Below are 17,442 nucleotides of genomic sequence, written 5' to 3'. Positions count from 1 at the left end.
GTGTTCTCCCTGTCCACCACCGCGGGGGTGCTGCCCCCCACCGCAGCAGAGGGGGCGGGATTCGAACCCGCGGCTGGCCTATGAAGCCAGCGACCGCTTTCAAGGCGGTTCCGATCGGCCACTCCGGCACCCCTCCTCGCCCGCCGTCACCATGACGAGACGCTGGTCAGTATCCCACTCGGCGGAAAAGCTCAGCGCAGCCCCGCCCAGCGCGGCGGCTCCACCCGTCGCACCGGCTGGATCGCCCGCGCCGACCGGGCGCTCGTCGGAGCCATCACGAAGCGCGACAGCAGCCAGCCGACGCCGAACCCGACGATCGCCGAGTAGACCATCGACAAACCCATGTACGTCGGATAGGCCAGCGGCGACACCAGGCCGGTCGTCACCGAACTCGTCGCCAATGCCGCGAAGACCAGCACCCACCAGCCCTCCCGCCGCTGCGACCTCACTCGCACCCCGACGACCAGCGCCGGGAAGCCGACGAGCGCCTGCACCGGCCGCGGCACGCCGCCGATGGTCGAACGAGCCCAGTAGATCGAGCTGTCGATCATGTTGACCAGCGACACCGAGCCGTAGCTACGCAGCACATAGCTGTAGACCACCAGCAACAACAGCACCGCCGCGACCCCGGCGAGCATCGCCAGATGGTTGCGGCCGAGACCATGGATGCCCTGGCCGAGCTTCCAGGTCAGCCCGATGACCACGACCATCGAGACTCCGACGACCATGACGACGAAAACCACCACGTTGACCTGCGCGTTCCAGGCCGCCACGCCGACCGCGCCGCTGACCGCGACCCCCACGCACACCGCATACTCGCGCAACGCCGCGCGCAGACGATAGGCCGGCCGCGTGAACACCACCGCCGACACCGCGCCGACCACGCCCGTCAGCGCGGCCGCGACCGCGACGAGGCCCGCCCAGTCGGTGAGCACCGCGCCCGCACAGACCAGCGCCACCATCGTCACCCAGATCCGCATCCGCCCCCCGGCGCGATGCACCAGGCCGATCGTCAGCGTGACCGTCAGCAGCGCCGCCGACGGACGGTACAGCCAGCTGGGCGCGTCGACCGCGACCACACCGGTCAGCGACCCGAGCAGGCCCAGGATCGCGCCGACGCCCACCGTCACGCCGAGACGCACCGACAACTGGTTGGAGGGCAGCCGCGGCGGACGGACCGGCTGGTCGTACTCCTGCGGCACCGAGGCGTCGAGGCGACGTCGTCCGGTGGCGGCACCGCTCATGAGCTGACTCCTGGGACTGGACCGATACGACGGTTCGCGAGCGACGGGTTGACCTCGCGTGTGCGGCCCGGCTCGGCCGGGTCGAGGTCCGCCGACAGCGTCTCATCGCCCTCGGCGGCCTCGACCACGATAGAGCCCCGCGCGTCGACGACGCGGGAGTGTCCGGTGTAGCGGTCGCCGCCCTGGGCCGCCGCGACGACGTACACGGTGTTCTCGACGGCCCTCGCCGTCGTCAGCGTGCGCCAGTGGGCCAGCTTGTCCGGGCCGGCCACCCAGGCCGCCGGGAGCACCAGCGTGTCGGCCCCCTCGTCGACCAGCAGGCGGGCGAGCTCGGGAAAGCGCAGGTCGTAACAGGTCATCAGCCCGAGGCGGCGTCCCGCGACGTCGACCACCGTCGGCGCGACCGGTCCGGGACTGAGCCGGTCGGACTCGCGGTAGCCGAAGGAGTCGTAGAGGTGGATCTTGCGATAGGTCGCGGCGAGCCCGCCGTCCGGACCGACGGCGACGAGCGTGTTGTAGGGCGGCCGGTCGTCGTCGCGCCGCTCGAACATGCCCGCGACGACGGTCGCGCCGAGCCGTCGCGCGTGCTCGGCCACCAGGGCGACGAAGGGGCCGTCGAGCGGCTCGGCGCAGGGTCGCAGGTCGCGGTCGGCGGGGCCGAAGTCGCTCATGACGGCCTCCGGCAGGACGACGAGGTCAGTGTCCGGCTCCACGGCGTCGAGCCGCCGCCCGACGAGGGCGCGATTGGCTCCCGCGTCGAGTCCGGCCGCCAGTTGGAGGAGAGTGACCCGCATGGCCCGAGCCTACGCCCGGACCGCTGACTAGTCTCGGACCATGCGAGCCGTCATCGTGGAGGAGTCGGGTGGGCCGGAGGCGCTCACCGTCGTGGAGATGGACGACCCTCAGCCGGGGCCCGGCGAGGTGGTCGTCGAGGTCGTGTCGGCGGGTGTCAACCGCGCCGACGTCCTACAGCGCAAGGGCTTCTACGACCCGCCGCCCGGCGCCACGCCCGTGCTCGGGTTGGAGGCCGCCGGACGGGTGGTGACGCTCGGCGAGGGGGCCGACGAGGCACTGCTCGGCCAGGACGCCGTCGCGCTGCTGTCCGGCGGAGGCTACGCCGAGAAGGTCGCGGTGCCCGCCGGGCAGGTCGCGCCGCTGCCGGCCGGACTCGACCTGGAGACCGCGGGCGGAATCATGGAGACCGCCGCGACCGTCTGGTCCAACGTGGCGATGGTCGGCCGACTGACGGCCGGCGAGACCTTCCTCGTCCACGGCGGAGGCAGCGGCATCGGCACCATGGCGATCCAGGTCGCGAAGGCGTTGGGCGCCCGCGTCGTGACGACGGTCGGCAGCGCCGAGAAGGCTGAGACCTGTCGCGCACTCGGGGCGGACCTGGTCGTCAACTACCGCGAGCAGGACTTCGGCGCGGAGCTGAAGAAGCACGGCCTGCGCCCTGACGTCATCCTCGACATCATGGGCGCCCGTTATCTCGACGCCAACGTGCGCGCGCTGAACACGAGCGGACGGCTCGTCGTCATCGGCCTCCAGGGCGGCGTCAAGGCCGAGCTCGACCTCAACCGGCTGCTGATGAAGCGCGCCTCGGTCACCGCGACCTCGCTGCGCGCCCGTCCGACGGAGGAGAAGGCGACCATCGTCTCCGACCTCGTGGACCACGTCTGGCCGCTCGTCGAGGACGGCACGGTACGGCCGATCATCCACGAGCGCTTCGCCCTGGACGACGTCGCCGAGGCCCACCGCGTGATGGAGGCCTCGACGCACACCGGCAAGCTGGTCCTCCTCCCCTGACGCCTCTACGCTGACGCCATGACTGACGAGACGCCTTTGACGATCGGCCCCGACGGCTCCCCGGTGGAGCCTGCCGCCATCGAGCCCGCCGAGTCCGCCGCGCCGACCAGTGTCGCCGATCTGGTCGAGCAGCCCGCCAAGGTCATGCGCATCGGCGGCATGATCCGCCAGCTGCTGGAGGAGGTGAAGGCCGCGCCGCTCGACGAGCCCAGCCGAGCACGCCTGCGGGAGATCCACGAGCAGTCCGTCGCGGAGCTCAAAGACGGCCTCGCGCCCGAGCTGGTCGAGGAGTTGTCGCGACTGAGCCAGCCCTTCGAGGCCGCCTCCCCCAGCGAGGGCGAGCTGCGCATCGCGCAAGCCCAGCTGGTCGGCTGGCTGGAGGGCCTGTTCCACGGCATCCAGGCCGCGCTGTACGCCCAGCAGGTGCAGGCTCAGTCGCAGTTGCAGACGATGCGGCTGGCGTTGCCGCAGCCCTCGGACGGCGCCGAAAGAACTCAATCGCAGCCAACCGAAGGGTCTGGTACACAAAACGGCATGTATCTGTAATACTCGTCACATAAGTGATCGGTCCCAGGGAAGAGGGAGCCCATGACCATCATCGACGACACCGTCGTACCACCGTGCGCCGACGATCCGATGACCTTTTTAGACGACGACCTGGAGACGCCGCTCGGGCGCCACGGGCTGACCGCGACGATGCGCCGAGAGGTGACCCGCAAGCGCGCCGAGGCCCATCGACGCTGCGCCGCCTGTCCGATCTTCACCGACTGCCTGTACCGGGCGGTCGCGGAGGTGAACGTGTCCGGCTTCGTCGCCTGCACCACCGAGTCCGACCGCATGGCGCTGCGCCGCCAGCTCGGCATCACCGTCTCCGACACCGAGCTCTCCGGTCTCGGCATGGGTCGGCTGGGCAGCGGCCCGGTCGACCACGAGGCCGTCGTCGCGGCGCGGCACGCGTATCCGAACGACACCTGCCAGCAGCTCGCCGAACGGCTCGGCTGCTCCACCTCGACGATCAAGCGCCATCTGCGCCGCGCCCGTCAGGAGCAACAGGAGAAGGCCGCCGTGCAAGCCCCCGCCGCCGCAGACCAGACGCCCACCGTCGACGACGTCCTCGACGCCTTCGGCGACCTGGAGTCCGGCCGCCGCCTCATGCGCGCCAGCTGACGTCGCCCCGCTGCGGGGAAGCACGAGATGGCTTGGGGTAGTGATCGCTACCCCAAACCATCATTCTCCGTACCCGCTCAGAGGTAGCGGCGGAGCACGACCGCAGCGCCGTCCTCGTCGACGGAGCCGGTGACCTCGTCGGCGACCTCGATCAACTGCGGGACGGCCTGGCCCATGGCGACGCCGAGTCCGGCCCACTGGAGCATCTCGACGTCGTTGCTGCCGTCGCCGATGGCCAGCACGTCGGCGGGCCTCACACCGCGCTCCCGGCACAGGTAGTCCAGACCGGACGCCTTCGAGATGCCGACCGGGGCGATGTCCAGCCACGCGGTGTAGCCGATGTAGTAGTTCGTGTCGGACAGCCCCAACTCGGCGACCATCGCGTGGAACTCGTCGTTGCTGTGCTCCGGCGAGCGCACGATGACGCGGGTGACCGGCTCGGCGATCAGCTCCTCGACGCTCTGGACGCGGATCGCGCCGCCGAGCTCGCCTCCGGGGAACTCCCGGTTGACCCGGTAGCCGACGCCGACCTCCTCGACCGCGATCCGCACCTCCGGCATGCGCGCGGCGATCTCACGGACCGCCGCCGAGGCGTCGAAGGTCACCTGGCGGAGCACCTCGAGCGGCCGGTAGCCGAAGACCAGCGAGCCGTTGCTGCCGATCGCCTCGCCGTGTTCGAAGCCGAGCCTGTCGGCCACGTCGAGCACACCGGGCACCGAACGGCCGGTCGCGATGACGACCTCGACGCCCGCGTCGCGCAGACCGCGCACCGCGTCACGGACGGCCGGACTCATCTGATTGGCGCCGTCGACGAGCGTCCCGTCGACGTCGAGCGCCACCAGCTTCGGCCGCCACGCTGTCACGCCAGCGGCTCCAGCACCGGTCCGAGGAAGGGGTGCAACGCCTCCGGCAGACGCACCGAGCCGTCCGCCTGCTGGCCGTTCTCCAACAAGGCCACGATCGTCCGCGTCATCGCGCATAGCGTGCCGTTGAGCGTCGCGGCAGGGACCGTGCCGTCCTCGGCGCGCACTCGGATGTCGAGGCGGCGGGACTGGTATTCGGTGCAGTTCGACGTGGAACTGACCTCGCGGTACTTGCCCTGCGTCGGAATCCAGGCCTCGCAGTCGAACTTGCGGATCGCCGAGGCGCCGAGATCGCCGGTGGCCACGTCGATGACGCGGTAGGGCAACTCCAAGAGATTGAGCCATTCACGCTCCCACCCCAGCAGACGCCGGTGTTCGGCGAAGGACTCCTCGAGTGTCGTGTAGGTGAACATCTCCACCTTGTCGAACCAATGCACTCGGAAGATGCCGCGGGTGTCCTTGCCGTGCGACCCGGCCTCGCGGCGGTAGCAGGGGCTGAAGGCGGCGTAGCGGCGCGGCAGCGAGGCGGCATCGAGGATCTCGTCGGAGTGGTAGGCCGCGAGCGGGACCTCGGAGGTGCCGACGAGATAGAGGTCGTCGTCGGGCAGGTGGTAGACGTCGGCGGCGGCCTGGCCGAGGAAGCCGGTGCCCTCCATCGCCTGCGGACGCACCAGCGCCGGCGGGATCATCGGCGTGAAGCCCCACTGCGCGGCGGTGCTCATGGCGAGCTGGATCAGCGCCAGCTCCAACTGCGCGCCGACGCCGGTCAGGTAGTAGAAGCGCGAGCCGGACACCTTCGCGCCGCGCTCCATGTCGATGGCGCCGAGCATCTGGCCCAGTTCGAGGTGGTCGCGCGGCTCGAAGCCCTCGGCGGCGAAGTCGCGGGGCGTGCCGACGGTCTCCAGCACGACGAAGTCGTCCTCGCCGCCCTCGGGCGCCTCCTCGGCGACGAGGTTCGGCAGGGCGCGCAGCCGTTCGTTGAAGTCGGCGTCGGCCTCGGCGCGGCGGGCGTCGGCGGCCTTGACCTCGGCGCTCAGCTCCCTGGTGCGGGTCAGCAGCGCGGTCTTCTCGTCGCCCTTCGCCTGGGCGACCTGTTTGCCGAGGCCCTTCTGCTCGCTGCGCAGCGCCTCGAACTCGGCGATGGCCGAGCGTCGCGCGGCGTCGGCGCCGACCAGAGCGTCCACCGCCTCCGGCGACTCGCCACGTCGCCGCAAAGCGTCGCGCACACGGTCAGGATCGTCACGGAGCAGGCGAGGATCGATCACCCGCCCAGCCTAGCCAAGAGGCGTTCCCCATCGTGGGAGGCCTCGATTACCCTAGGCCGGTGCGGCGCGCATGGGGCGGGCCGACGGGAGGATCATTGTGTCGGTGGATCTGCGGCGCGCCGAGCCGAGCAAGTCGGGCGTCTTCACAGCCATCCTGGGGACGCTCGGCGTCATCCTGGTCGCGTTGACCATCTCGGCGGCCACCGGGCACGACCCTTTCGGCACGCTCGACCGCGACCTCACCGAGCGCGCCGTCGACCTCACCGCCGACACGACCTGGCTGTTGCGCGTCTGCGAGGCGCTCGCCCTGGCCTTCGGCAGTTGGGAGGTCGCCGGGCTGCTCGTCGTGGTCGTGGCCTGGGCGGCGTGGCGGAGAGAGTGGCGCATCGCGCTCTGGCTGGCCGCGAGCGGCGTGATCGTGCTCATCGGCAATCAGGTGTTCAAAGAGATCGTCATGCGCGAACGTCCCGACCAGGAGGGCGACCTGCACTCGATCGGCGGCTGGTCCTTCCCGTCGGGCCACAGCGCCGGGGCGGGCCTCCTGCTGGTGGTCGCGGTGATGCTGACCATCGTCACCACGGGGCGAGGACCGAAGCGGCGCGCGCTGCTGACGCTGTGGTCGGTGATCGCCGCCGCCGTGGCGGTCAGCCGGGTGCTGCTCGGCGTGCACTATCCCAGCGACATCGTCGCAGGGCTGGCCTTCGGGTCGCTGATCGCGCTCGGCCTGTGGCTGCTCGTCGCGACCGACGCGAACCGCCAGCCGTCGCAGTTGGCCACGCACACCGGCAGCGGCGCCAAGCGGGCCGCCGTCGTGCTCAACCCGGTCAAGGTCGGCGATCTCGAGGATTTCAAGGACCGGGTGCGCTTCGTCGCCTCGGCACACGGTTGGGACGAGCCGCTGTGGTTCGAGACCACCGTCGAGGACCCCGGCTACGGGCAGTCGCAAGAGGCGCTGCTCGCCGGCGCCGACCTGATCGTGGCCGCCGGCGGCGACGGGACCGTCCGGGCGGTCTGCGAGGAAGTCGCGCGCACTGGCGTCGCTGTTGGCGTGATACCTCATGGCACCGGAAACCTTTTGGCGCGAAATCTCGGCATTCCACTGAACGCGAGGGATGCGCTCGACGTCGCGTTCGGCGGCCAGGACAAGGCCATCGACCTCGCGCGCTTCAAAAACGACGCAGGCGTCGAGACGTCCTTCCTCGTCATGGCCGGACTCGGCATGGACGCGATGATCATGACCGGCGTCGACGACGACCTCAAGAAGCGCGTCGGCTATCTGGCCTATTTCGTGTCCGGTCTCAAGGCGTTGCGCTTCCCCGGCATGAAGGTGACGATCACCGTGGACGACGGCGAGCCGACCACGATGCGCGCCCGAACCGTCGTCATCGGCAACGTCGGCTTCCTGCAGGGCGGACTCCCGCTGCTGCCGGAGGCGCTGATCGACGACGGCCAGCTCGACGTGGTCGTGCTCGGCCCGCGCCGCTTCCTCGGCTGGCTCGGCATCGTCTGGAAGATCCTGACCCGTCGCAAGCGCAACACCGAGAAGTTCGCGCGGTTCACCGGCCGCCGGGTGCGCATCACGGCCACCTCGACCACCCCCATGCAGCTCGACGGCGACCCGGTCGAGAGCGGCACCGAGATCACCGCCGAGGTCCGCCCCGGCGTGGTGCTGGTCCGCGTCCCCGTCCTCGCCCTCCCCGCCGGCTCCTCCTGAGGCTCCGTCCCTTCCTCGTCCCTTCGAGGCAGGGAACGACATCCCTACGACCTGAATAACCAGCGGTTCCTGGACGCGAGGCTGTCACGGGAGGGCGACCCGGTACGCTCATTCCATGAACTCGCGTCGTTGGTGGCCCCTCCCGTAGAGGAGGACTGCCGTCGACGCACGCCCAGACCCCCTCGACCGGGGCCTGGGCGTTGTTGTGTTCGGGTGTCGGTCGGGCGATCACGGAGGAATCATGACCCAGTTGGACGATCTGCTCGCTCAGCCCGCGTTCGCGTTGATCCGCGCCCGCGAGGCCGACACCGTCACGCTCATCGGCGGCCCGCGCCTCGACGTGGACTCCCTCGACGACCTTCCCGTGCTGACTGACGCCACTGGCCATCCCACCTGGGACCACCTCGCGCTCATCCCCTTCGCGCAGGTCCGCGAGCGCGGCTACGAGGCCCACCAGGACGGCACGCCGCTCAGCGTGATCCGCGCCGAGATGTGCGTCGAGGCGCCGCTCGCGGAGCTGTTGGAGCAGTTGCCCGACGTCCCGGTGACCTTCGCCGACTCCGGCGGTTTCGAGACCGGCGACGCCGAGTACTCGGCCCTGGTCCGCACGATCATCGACGAGGAGATCGGTCACGGCGAGGGCGCGAACCTCGTCATCGGACGCCGCTACCGCGCCCAACTCGACCGGTGGGGCCACGACGAGGCGCTGACCGTCTTCCGGCGCCTGCTGGAGCGCGAGCGGGGCGCCTTCTGGACGTTCTGCATTTTCAACGGCGACCGCCACCTGGTCGGCGCGAGCCCGGAGCGGCACGTCAGCGTCGAGCACGGCGAGGTCCGCATGAACCCGATCAGCGGCACCTTCCGGCTGCGTGGCTTGGAGACGCAAGCCGACCGCACGGCCGCGCTGCTCGACTTCCTGCGCGACGAGAAGGAGATCTACGAGCTCTTCATGGTCGTCGACGAGGAGCTCAAGCAGATGTGCCGCATCTGCCACGAGGGCGGCCTCGTGCTCGGCCCCTACCTGAAGCCGATGACGCATCTGGTGCACACCGAGTACCTGTTGTCGGGGCGCAGCGACCTCGACGTGCGCGAGATCCTGCGCGAGTCGATGTTCGCCGCGACGGTCACCGGCAGCCCCGTCGAGAACGCCTGCCGCCTCATCGCGAAGTACGAGGACGAGGGGCGCGGCTACTACTCGTCGGTGGCCGCGCTGATCGGCCGCGACGCCGAGGGCGGGGTGCGCGCCGACGCGCCGATCCTCATCCGCACCGCCGACGTCGACACCGAGGGACGGCTCAGCGTGACCGCGGGCGCGACCCTCGTGCGCGACTCCGACCCCGACTACGAGACCGCCGAGACGTGGGCGAAGGCCAGCGGCGTGCTGAGCGCCTTCGGCCTGGTCGAGGCCGCGCCCCCGGCGACCGAGGGCTACGCCGCGTTCACGCAGGCCGACGACGTGCTGGTGGCGCTCGGCGCCCGCAACCAGCGGCTCAGCCAGTTCTGGCTGACCGACCAGTCCGACGCGGTCGCCGAGCCGTCGCTCGACGGCAAGAAGGTCGTGATCGTCGACGGCGAGGACGACTTCGTCAACATGCTCGCGCACGTGTTCGGGGTGCTGGGCATGACGACCGACATCGTCCGTCACGACGCCCCCGAGCTGGCGGCCGAGGGCGCGCTCGACGGCTACGACCTCGTCGTGGTCGGCCCCGGCCCCGGCGACCCGCGCGACGCCGGCGACCCGAAGATCGCCACGATCCACGGCGTCGTCGACCGACTGCTCGCCGCCGAGCGCCCCTTCCTGGCGATCTGCCTCGGCCATCAGGCGCTCTCGCACCGCATCGGCCTCGACCTGGCCTTCAAGGACATCGTCTTCCAGGGCACGCAGAGCAGGCTGGAGGTGCTGGGCCGGACCGAGACGGTCGGCTTCTACAACACCTTCGTCGCGCGCGTCCCGGAGTCGGGCCTGCCCGAGGGCGTGACGGTCGAGGCCGACGCGGAGTCCGGCGACATCCATGTCGTCGCCGGCCCGCACTACCGCGGCGTCCAGTTCCACGCCGAGTCCGTGCTCACCCAGAACGGCTTCGCCATCCTCCGCGACCTCGTCCTCGACCTCCTGAGTTAGGCGAACGTACGACTGGACGGATTTCCCCCTGAAATTCCAGGGGTTCGGCGATGCCGAACGACGACGTGACGAGGCATTCAGGTGCGGATCGCCTCGGCGTCACCGATCTTCGTCCGATGAGCCTCTCCGAGTCGGGACACTGCACTGCGGACGCTCTTGCGCCAAGCTCCGGTACGGCACTTCATCGATCCCTCACCTAAGCCTGACGCACAGGGCTGTGGCCGACGGCGCTCAACAGGACCGTCCTCGCCGCCTTCATCGGCCGCGACCCCCACTTGGTCACCTTCCTAGCCAGTCAGCATCGGGCGAGATAATTCTGTAAGGCTATGTCCGCGTCGAGCGGCGTGAAACCGGTCCTGCGGATCTTGGCGAGGTCGAGAGTGCTGTGAGTCGGGCGAGGAGAGACGGGCCCGTCCACGTTCGCGTAGTACGCCTCCGTCGTCACTGGCGTCACCCGCTCCGGATCGTGCCCGCAGAGTTCGAACACGCGCCGTGCGATCTGCGCCCAGGAGAGGACGGGGCCGTCGTTCGAGACGTTGTAGACGCCGTAAGGCGCGTCTCCGGAGATCAAATGGACGATTGCTTCAGCCAGATCCTGGCTGAAAGTCAAGCGTCCGTGCTGATCGTCCACGACACGCGGGTCGACACCTCGCTCGGCGAGCGAGGCCATCGTCCTCACGAAATTAGATCCGTCGCCGATCACCCAACTCGTACGAAGGATGTAGTGCTGAGGAACAGTGCTGGCGATAAGATCGCCGGCGGCTTTGGTCTGACCGTAGACGCCCAGGGGAGTCAGCGGCTCGTCCTCGACGTGGATCTCGGTGGTCCCATCGAAGACGTAATCACTAGAGATGTGGACGAGGGTCAACCGATGCTCGGTCGCCACCCGTGCGAGGTTGGCCACGGCCTCGACGTTGACCCGCCATGCGGCGGCGCGGCCCTCAAGTGTCTCGGCTCGATCAACCGCTGTGTAGGCGGCTGCGTTGATGATCGTGTCGTATTGCCGCCATGGCCGGGCCTGAGACAGGTCTTCGGTGATGTCGAGAGTGTCGATGTCGGCGAAATCGACATGCTCTTGGCCGTCGAGCGCTGCGCGCAGCGCTCGCCCGAGCTGGCCGTTCGCGCCGACGACCAGGGCGCGCCGAGGCGTGAACGGCGTTACGGCGCTCAACGGCGGGTGCTGTCGGTCTTTGTCGGAGATCTCGCACTGGTCCAAGGGGATCGGCCAATCGATGGCCACCGTCTCATCGGCGAGGTTGAGGAACGTGTAGTCGGATTCCGCAGACCAATGATCGGTGACCAGATAGGTGTAAACGGTGTCCGGTGCAAGGCTCTGGTAGGAGTTCCCGACGCCACGCGGCACCACGACTGCTCGATCCGGTCCAAGCTCGGCGGTAAAGGTCTGACCGAAAGTGTCGCCAGCCCGCAAGTCCACCCAAGCGCCGAAGATGCTTCCGTGCGCGACTGAAACGAATTTGTCCCATGGTTCGGCATGTATGCCGCGGGTCGTGCCGACATCGTTGTTGAATGAAATGTTGTTCTGGACCACACGGAGGTCGGGAACCCCCAGTGCTAACAGTTTCTCGCGCTGCCAGTTCTCTTTGAACCACCCCCGGGGGTCGCCGTGGACCGGCAATTCGATCACCAGCAGGCCGGGAATCGGTGTTTCGGCGACGCTGAGGTCTTTGCCGAACTCGGTCATCGGATCACTGGCCCTTGGCCGCGTAGAAGGCCTCGGTGGCGTCCTTGGCCGGAGCCCACCACGCCTCGTTCTCGCGGTACCACTCGATCGTCGCGGCCAGGCCGGCCTCGAAGTCGCGGTACTGGGGCTGCCAGCCCAACTCGGTGCGCAGCCGGGTGGAGTCGATCGCGTAGCGCAGATCGTGGCCGGCGCGGTCGGTGACGTGGTCGTAGGCGTCAACGGGCTGGCCCATCGCGGTCAAGATCAGCTCGACGACGTCCTTGTTGTTCTTCTCGCCGTCGGCTCCGATCAGATAGGTCTCGCCGATCTCGCCCCGGTCGAGGATGGTCAGCACCGCCGAGGAGTGGTCGTCGGCGTGGATCCAGTCGCGCACGTTCTCGCCCTTGCCGTAGAGCTTCGGACGGATGCCGCGGATGACGTTGGTGATCTGCCGGGGGATGAATTTCTCGACGTGCTGGTACGGACCGTAGTTGTTCGAGCAGTTGCTGATCGTCGCCTGGACGCCGAAGGAGCGCACCCACGCCCGGACCAGCAGGTCGCTGCCGGCCTTGGTCGAGGAGTACGGCGACGAGGGGTTGTACGGCGTGGACTCGCTGAACCGCTCGGGGTCGTCGAGTTCGAGGTCGCCGTAGACCTCGTCGGTGGAGATGTGGTGGAAGCGGCGCTCGTGGCGACGGACCGCCTCCAGCAGCGTGTACGTGCCGATGATGTTGGTGTCGAGGAACGGCCGGGGGTTGTCGAGCGAGTTGTCGTTGTGCGACTCGGCCGCGTAGTGGACCACCGCGTCGCTGTCGGCGACGAGCCGGTCGACCAGCCCGGCGTCGGTGATGTCGCCGTGGACGAAGGAGAAGCGGTCCTCGGGCAGGCCGTCGAGCGAGGCGCGGTTGCCCGCGTAGGTCAGCGCGTCGAGCACGGTGACCCGGTGGTCGGTGTGCGCCACGACGTGATGGACGAAGTTGGAGCCGATGAACCCGGCGCCTCCGGTGACGAGCAGATGGGACATGTCACTTACCCCGTTCGAGCATGGTCAGCAGGTACGATCCGTAGCCGGACTTCACGAGCCTCTCGGCTCGTTCGCGCAACTGGTCGTCGGACAGGAAGCCGCGCCGCCAGGCGACCTCCTCGGGCACGCCGATCCGCAGGCCGGTGCGGCGTTCGATGGTGCGCACGTAGTCGGTGGCGTCGGCCATCTGGTCGAAGGTGCCGGTGTCGAGCCAGGCCGTGCCGCGCGGCAGCACCTCGACCTGGAGCCGGCCCTGTTCGAGATAGGCCTTGTTGACGTCGGTGATCTCGTACTCGCCACGCGCCGACGGTTGGAGGTTCCGGGCGATCTCGACCACGTCGTTGTCGTAGAAGTAGAGGCCGGGGACCGCATAGTTGCTCTTCGGCTCGGCGGGCTTCTCCTCCAGCGACACGGCGGTGCCGTCAGCGTCGAACTCGACCACCCCGTAAGCGCTCGGCTCGCTCACCCAGTAGGCGAAGACCGCGCCACCGTCGACGTCGGAGTAGCGCTGCAACTGGCTCCCGAGCCCCGGACCGTACAGCAGGTTGTCGCCGAGGGCGAGGGCGACCTTGTCGTCGCCGATGAAGTCCGCGCCGATGGTGAACGCCTGGGCGAGGCCGTCGGGCGAGGGCTGCTCGGCGTAGGTCAGCGAGATGCCGAACTGCGACCCGTCGCCGAGGAGCCGGTGGAACCCGGGCGCGTCGTGCGGCGTGGTGATGACGAGGATCTCGTCGACGCCGGCCAGCATCAGGGTCGACAGCGGGTAGTAGACCATCGGCTTGTCGTAGACCGGGACCAGTTGCTTCGACACCCCGAGGGTGATCGGATGCAGTCGAGTGCCGGAGCCGCCAGCGAGGATGATGCCTTTCACGGTGACCATCCTGCCATGCGCCGGAGTTCTACCCTTCCAAGGTGCAGCTTCTGACCCGGACGCACAACAACACGTCCACAACGAACGAGAAGCAAAACGGCGAGTTGCCGCGCGATTTAAAGAGAATTATTGAGGACGAGGATTATTCACGAAGCCATCTCGACTTACCTGGCGGTCGTCACGGGCGATCGAAAAATAGGCAAGCCTGCGTTCTTCAACCAGTACGGGACGGCCGTCTCAGAGAATTAGTTTACTGGAATGCATTCACAGAAAGTTGGAAAACCGTCAAGACGATGCTCGAAGGCGTGGTTCTCTTCCCAGGGGTCGAGTGAGGCGAAGGAGTCAGCTGACGATCGGCAGGCGCAGTGCGGCGGGGGCCGAGGCCGGCACCGACGGGCTCACCGGGGCGACCGGCTCGATCGGGGTGTAATCCGCGCCCAGCTCCGGACGCGCGTCCGCCTCGCCCTTGTTCGGCCAGAACGACATCGCCCGCTCGGCCTGCGCGGTGATCGTCAGCGACGGGTTCACGCCGAGGTTCGCCGAGATCGCCGAGCCGTCGACGACGTGCAACCCGTCATAGCCGTACAAACGGTGGTAGGGGTCGATGACGCCCGTCTCCGGGGAGTCACCGATGCACGCGCCGCCCATGAAGTGCGCCGTCATCGGCACGTTGAACGGCTCGCCGATGGTGCCGCCGGCGGTGCCCTTCATGTGCTTGGCCATGAGCTGGACGGCCTCGTGCGCCTCGGGGATGAAGCTCGGGTTCTCCGCGCCGTGACCCTGCTTGGAGGTCAGCTTGCGGCCGAACAGGCCCCGCTTCGTGTAGGTGGTGATCGAGTTGTCGTGCGTCTGCATGACGAGCGCGATGATCGTGCGCTCGGACCAGTGCCGCAAGTCGTAGAGCTGGAAGAGCTTGGTCTTCTGCTTCCACATCTCCTTGAGCCAGGTCCACCAGCGCGGCTCGTTCCTGGCGCCGTCGGTGAGCACCGTCTGCATGAGGCTCATCGCGTTCGAGCCCTTGCCGTAGCGCACCGGCTCGATGTGGGTGTGCTCGTTCGGGTGGAACGACGACGTGATCGCGACGCCCTCGCTGTAGTCGATGTCGTTGCCGTCGGCGATGGAGCCGAGCAGCGCCTCGGAGTTCGTGCGGGTCAGCAGGCCGAGACGGTCCGAGACCTTAGGCAGGTTGCCGGCGTCCTTCATCTTGTGCAGCAGCTTCTGCGTGCCCATCGTGCTCGCCGCGAAGACGACCTGCTGGGCGCGCAGCTTCTGATGCGGGCGGAAGCGCTTGTTCGTGCGACGCGTCTCGATCTCGTAGCCGCCGCCGGGCAGCGGTCGCACCGAGACGACGGTGGTCAGCGGGTGGATCTCCGCGCCGTTCTGCTCGGCCAGGTAGAGGTAGTTCTTGACCAGCGTGTTCTTGGCGTTGTGGCGACAGCCGGTCATGCACTCGCCCACCTGCTTGCAGGCGTTGCGCTGCGGACCGGCGCCGCCGAAGAACGGGTCGCCGACGTCGGCGCCCGGCTCGCCGAAGACCACGCCGACGGGCGTGTGGTGGAAGGTGCCCTCGACGCCCATGTCCGCGGCGACCTTCTTGATGACCCGGTCGGCCTCGGTCTCCAGCGGGTACACGCTCACGCCGAGCATGCGCTTGGCCTGGTCGTAGTAGGGCGCGAGCTCCTTCTTCCAGTCGGTGATGTGGCCCCACGCCGGATCCTTGTAGAACGGGTCGAGGGGCTCGTAGAGCGTGTTGGCGTACACGAGCGAGCCGCCGCCGACGCCCGCGCCGGACAGGATCAGCACGTCGCGGAGCTTGTCGATGCGCTGGATGCCGTAGCAGCCGATCTGCGGCATCCACAAGAACTTGCGCAGGTTCCAGGAGGTCTTGGCGAAGTCCTCGTCCTCGAAGCGCTTGCCAGCCTCCAGCACCGCGACCTTGTAGCCCTTCTCGGTCAGCCGCAGCGCCGAGACGCTCCCGCCGAAACCGGAGCCGATGACGATGACGTCGTAGTCGAACTCAGCCATGTTCTTCCCTTTCACCGACGGGTGGTGGTGCGGCGCAGGACGCGCAGCAGCAGCGTGAGGATGGCGGCGTACGGCTTGGCCGGGACCGCCGGCGGACCGGAGATCGGCAGCAGCCGCTGCGTGCCGACCGCCTGGGTCTCGGTGTAGCGGTAGAAGCCCTCGTCGCCCTGACGGCGGCCGGTGCCCGAGGTGCGCATGCCGCCCATCGGCGCGTCGACGCTGCCGAAGGTCGCCGCGAAGCCCTCGTTGATGTTGACCGTGCCCGCGACGATGCGAGGTGCGATGGACTGGGCCAGCGCGACCGGTCCGTAGATCGACGCGTTGAGGCCGTAGTTCCCGGCGTTGGCCAGCTCGACGGCCTCCTCGACGCCGCTGTAGCGGTACAGCGAGACGAGCGGGCCGAAGGTCTCCTCGGCGAAGCACTCGGCCGCGTCGGTGACGTCCTCCAAAACCGTCGGCTCGTAGAAGTACGGGCCGAGGTCGGGGCGGGCGCGGCCGCCGGCGAGCACCGTGGCGCCGTTGGCGACCGCGTTCTCGACGTGCTTGGCGATGGTCTCCAGCTGCGAGGCCGACACGAGCGAGCCCATGTCGACGTCCCAGTCGAGGCTCGCGCCGAGGCTGATGGCCTGGACGCGGCGGACGAAGGCGTCGCGGAAGTCGTCGTAGAGCGAGTCGTGCACGTACAGCCGCTCGATCGACACGCACAGCTGGCCGGCCGAGGAGAAGCAAGCGCCGACCGCGCCCTGGGCCGCCTTCTCGACGTCGGCGCCGGGCAGCACGATCATCGGGTTCTTGCCGCCGAGCTCCAGCGAGTAGCCGATCAGCCGCTCGGCGGCGAGCTTGGCGATGCCGGTGCCGGTGGCCGTGGAGCCGGTGAAGCAGATGTAGTCGGACTGCTCGACGATCGAGGTGCCGACGACCGAGCCGGCGCCGGAGACGATCTGCCAGACGTCGGCCGGGAAGCCCGCCGCGCGCAGCAGCTCGACGGCGGCCAGCGCGGTGAGCGGGCTCTGGCTGTCGGGCTTCTGCACCACGACGTTGCCCGCCGCGATGGCCGGGAGGCCGTCGGCGAGCGCCATCGTCAGCGGGTAGTTCCAGGGGCTGATGATGCCGACGACGCCCTTGGGCACATGGTTGACAGTGATCGAGGTCAGCAGCGGGAAGACGCCGACGCGACGCTCCGGCGAGCCGAGATGGCGCAGCCGACGGGCGTAGTAGCGGGCGGTGAGGGCGAGGTGGACGACCTCGTCGTGGGCGTTCTTGCGGCTCTTGCCCGACTCCAGCTGCACGAGGTCGGTCAGCTCGTCGCGGTGCGCGAGCAGCAGGTCGTGCAGCCGCAGCAGGGCGGCCGAGCGCTGCTTGAGCGAGGTCGCGGCCCAGCGCGGCTGGACGGCACGGGCGACGTCGAAGGCGGTGTCGACGTCGTCCAGGCTCGACACCGGCACCTCGGCCAGCGGCTCGCCGGTGAACGGCGTGGTCGTCACGCGGGTCTCGCCGGTGGTCGAGCGCACCAGAGCGGTGAGCTGGGCCACGCGAGCCGGGTCGACGGAGAAGGAGACGGTCTCAGAGACGTTCGACGTCGTGGTCGGCATGAGCCGTAGCGTACTCCTCCTCGTGACGAGGTTCATACGCTTGTCGGCCGATCGGCCATCGAGGATGG

15 protein-coding genes and 1 tRNA gene are annotated in these 17,442 nt (G+C 68.9%); 6 read left to right on the top strand and 10 right to left on the bottom strand.

Annotated features, from left to right (window positions below):
* Nucleotides 1–46: 46 nt before the first annotated feature.
* The 3 genes from QM621_RS14165 to QM621_RS14155 all read right to left on the bottom strand — a co-directional run bounded on the left by QM621_RS14165 (nt 47) and on the right by QM621_RS14155 (nt 2,038).
* Nucleotides 47–136 (bottom strand) — tRNA-Ser (locus QM621_RS14165).
* A 55-nt stretch (nt 137–191) separates the two neighbouring features.
* Nucleotides 192–1,244: a hypothetical protein gene (locus QM621_RS14160; RefSeq protein ID WP_414991032.1), complete on the bottom strand. Its 1,053-nt coding sequence runs from the start codon at nt 1,242–1,244 to the stop codon at nt 192–194.
* Nucleotides 1,241–2,038 (bottom strand): carbon-nitrogen hydrolase family protein, encoded by a 798-nt coding sequence (locus QM621_RS14155; protein ID WP_414991031.1) that lies wholly within the window; start codon nt 2,036–2,038, stop codon nt 1,241–1,243. The genes QM621_RS14160 and QM621_RS14155 overlap by 4 nt, the downstream gene beginning before the upstream one ends.
* Before the next feature lie 40 nt (nt 2,039–2,078).
* Between QM621_RS14155 and QM621_RS14150 the strand changes: the two genes are divergently transcribed.
* Genes QM621_RS14150 through QM621_RS14140 form a run of 3 tightly spaced genes read left to right on the top strand, consistent with a single transcriptional unit; the run spans nt 2,079 to nt 4,217 of the window.
* The gene (locus tag QM621_RS14150) at nt 2,079–3,050 is read left to right on the top strand and encodes an NAD(P)H-quinone oxidoreductase (protein ID WP_414991030.1); all 972 of its coding nucleotides are present in this window, start codon (nt 2,079–2,081) and stop codon (nt 3,048–3,050) included.
* Nucleotides 3,051–3,068: 18 nt separating this feature from the next.
* Nucleotides 3,069–3,596, top strand: coding sequence for a bacterial proteasome activator family protein (locus QM621_RS14145; protein ID WP_414991029.1), 528 nt, complete (start codon nt 3,069–3,071; stop codon nt 3,594–3,596).
* Between the two features lie 42 nt (nt 3,597–3,638).
* Nucleotides 3,639–4,217, top strand: coding sequence for a WhiB family transcriptional regulator (locus QM621_RS14140; RefSeq protein ID WP_414991028.1), 579 nt, complete (start codon nt 3,639–3,641; stop codon nt 4,215–4,217).
* Between the two features lie 77 nt (nt 4,218–4,294).
* Here QM621_RS14140 and QM621_RS14135 read toward each other — a convergent pair whose 3' ends face one another.
* Both QM621_RS14135 and serS read right to left on the bottom strand, forming a co-directional pair.
* A complete protein-coding gene (locus QM621_RS14135) occupies nt 4,295–5,080 on the bottom strand; it encodes an HAD family hydrolase (protein WP_414991027.1) in 786 nt (261 codons plus the stop codon).
* Entirely contained in the window at nt 5,077–6,345 is a 1,269-nt protein-coding gene (gene serS, locus QM621_RS14130) for a serine--tRNA ligase (protein WP_414991026.1), read from the bottom strand. Before serS ends, QM621_RS14135 begins: the two co-directional genes overlap by 4 nt.
* Nucleotides 6,346–6,448: 103 nt before the next feature.
* On the opposite strand from serS, the gene QM621_RS14125 reads away from it, so the two are divergent.
* Both QM621_RS14125 and QM621_RS14120 read left to right on the top strand, forming a co-directional pair.
* Nucleotides 6,449–8,059 carry a phosphatase PAP2 family protein gene (locus QM621_RS14125; RefSeq protein WP_414991025.1) on the top strand — a complete coding sequence of 537 codons (1,611 nt, stop codon included), beginning with the start codon at nt 6,449–6,451 and terminating at the stop codon, nt 8,057–8,059.
* A gap of 241 nt (nt 8,060–8,300) precedes the next feature.
* A complete protein-coding gene (locus QM621_RS14120) occupies nt 8,301–10,181 on the top strand; it encodes an anthranilate synthase family protein (RefSeq protein ID WP_414991024.1) in 1,881 nt (626 codons plus the stop codon).
* A gap of 295 nt (nt 10,182–10,476) precedes the next feature.
* Here QM621_RS14120 and QM621_RS14115 read toward each other — a convergent pair whose 3' ends face one another.
* Genes QM621_RS14115 through rfbA form a run of 3 tightly spaced genes read right to left on the bottom strand, consistent with a single transcriptional unit; the run spans nt 10,477 to nt 13,757 of the window.
* Nucleotides 10,477–11,883, bottom strand: a complete 1,407-nt coding sequence (locus QM621_RS14115) for a sugar nucleotide-binding protein (protein ID WP_414991023.1) — start codon at nt 11,881–11,883, stop codon at nt 10,477–10,479.
* Between the two features lie 4 nt (nt 11,884–11,887).
* Nucleotides 11,888–12,886, bottom strand: coding sequence for a dTDP-glucose 4,6-dehydratase (rfbB, locus tag QM621_RS14110; protein ID WP_414991022.1), 999 nt, complete (start codon nt 12,884–12,886; stop codon nt 11,888–11,890).
* Nucleotide 12,887: 1 nt separating this feature from the next.
* A complete protein-coding gene (rfbA, locus tag QM621_RS14105; protein ID WP_414991021.1) occupies nt 12,888–13,757 on the bottom strand; it encodes a glucose-1-phosphate thymidylyltransferase RfbA in 870 nt (289 codons plus the stop codon).
* 41 nt (nt 13,758–13,798) lie between these two features.
* Here rfbA and QM621_RS14100 point away from each other — a divergent pair, with 41 nt between their 5' ends.
* The gene (locus QM621_RS14100) at nt 13,799–14,089 is read left to right on the top strand and encodes a hypothetical protein (protein ID WP_414991020.1); all 291 of its coding nucleotides are present in this window, start codon (nt 13,799–13,801) and stop codon (nt 14,087–14,089) included.
* Between the two features lie 10 nt (nt 14,090–14,099).
* On the opposite strand, the gene QM621_RS14095 is transcribed toward QM621_RS14100, so the two are convergent.
* Nucleotides 14,100–15,782: a GMC oxidoreductase gene (locus QM621_RS14095; RefSeq protein ID WP_414991019.1), complete on the bottom strand. Its 1,683-nt coding sequence runs from the start codon at nt 15,780–15,782 to the stop codon at nt 14,100–14,102.
* Between the two features lie 11 nt (nt 15,783–15,793).
* The gene (locus tag QM621_RS14090; protein WP_414991018.1) at nt 15,794–17,374 is read right to left on the bottom strand and encodes a succinic semialdehyde dehydrogenase; all 1,581 of its coding nucleotides are present in this window, start codon (nt 17,372–17,374) and stop codon (nt 15,794–15,796) included.
* Nucleotides 17,375–17,442: the final 68 nt, after the last annotated feature.

This window comes from Aeromicrobium sp. (assembly GCF_047606445.1).
Taxonomy (GTDB): Bacteria; Actinomycetota; Actinomycetes; order Propionibacteriales; family Nocardioidaceae; genus Aeromicrobium.
The sequence above is the reverse complement of the archived record's forward strand: the minus strand, read 5'-3'. Positions and strand labels throughout refer to the sequence as shown.

Excerpts from the sequence above, each read along its gene's own strand:
- QM621_RS14160 (WP_414991032.1), bottom strand. The coding sequence starts at position 1,244 with ATGAGCGGTGCCGCCACCGGACGACGTCGCCTCGACGCCTCGGTGCCG.
- QM621_RS14150 (WP_414991030.1), top strand. The coding sequence starts at position 2,079 with ATGCGAGCCGTCATCGTGGAGGAGTCGGGTGGGCCGGAGGCGCTCACC.
- QM621_RS14145 (WP_414991029.1), top strand. The coding sequence starts at position 3,069 with ATGACTGACGAGACGCCTTTGACGATCGGCCCCGACGGCTCCCCGGTG.
- QM621_RS14140 (WP_414991028.1), top strand. The coding sequence starts at position 3,639 with ATGACCATCATCGACGACACCGTCGTACCACCGTGCGCCGACGATCCG.
- rfbB (WP_414991022.1), bottom strand. The coding sequence starts at position 12,886 with ATGTCCCATCTGCTCGTCACCGGAGGCGCCGGGTTCATCGGCTCCAAC.
- QM621_RS14090 (WP_414991018.1), bottom strand. The coding sequence starts at position 17,374 with ATGCCGACCACGACGTCGAACGTCTCTGAGACCGTCTCCTTCTCCGTC.
- QM621_RS14155 (WP_414991031.1), bottom strand. The coding sequence starts at position 2,038 with ATGCGGGTCACTCTCCTCCAACTGGCGGCCGGACTCGACGCGGGAGCC.
- QM621_RS14120 (WP_414991024.1), top strand. The coding sequence starts at position 8,301 with ATGACCCAGTTGGACGATCTGCTCGCTCAGCCCGCGTTCGCGTTGATC.
- QM621_RS14115 (WP_414991023.1), bottom strand. The coding sequence starts at position 11,883 with ATGACCGAGTTCGGCAAAGACCTCAGCGTCGCCGAAACACCGATTCCC.
- QM621_RS14095 (WP_414991019.1), bottom strand. The coding sequence starts at position 15,782 with ATGGCTGAGTTCGACTACGACGTCATCGTCATCGGCTCCGGTTTCGGC.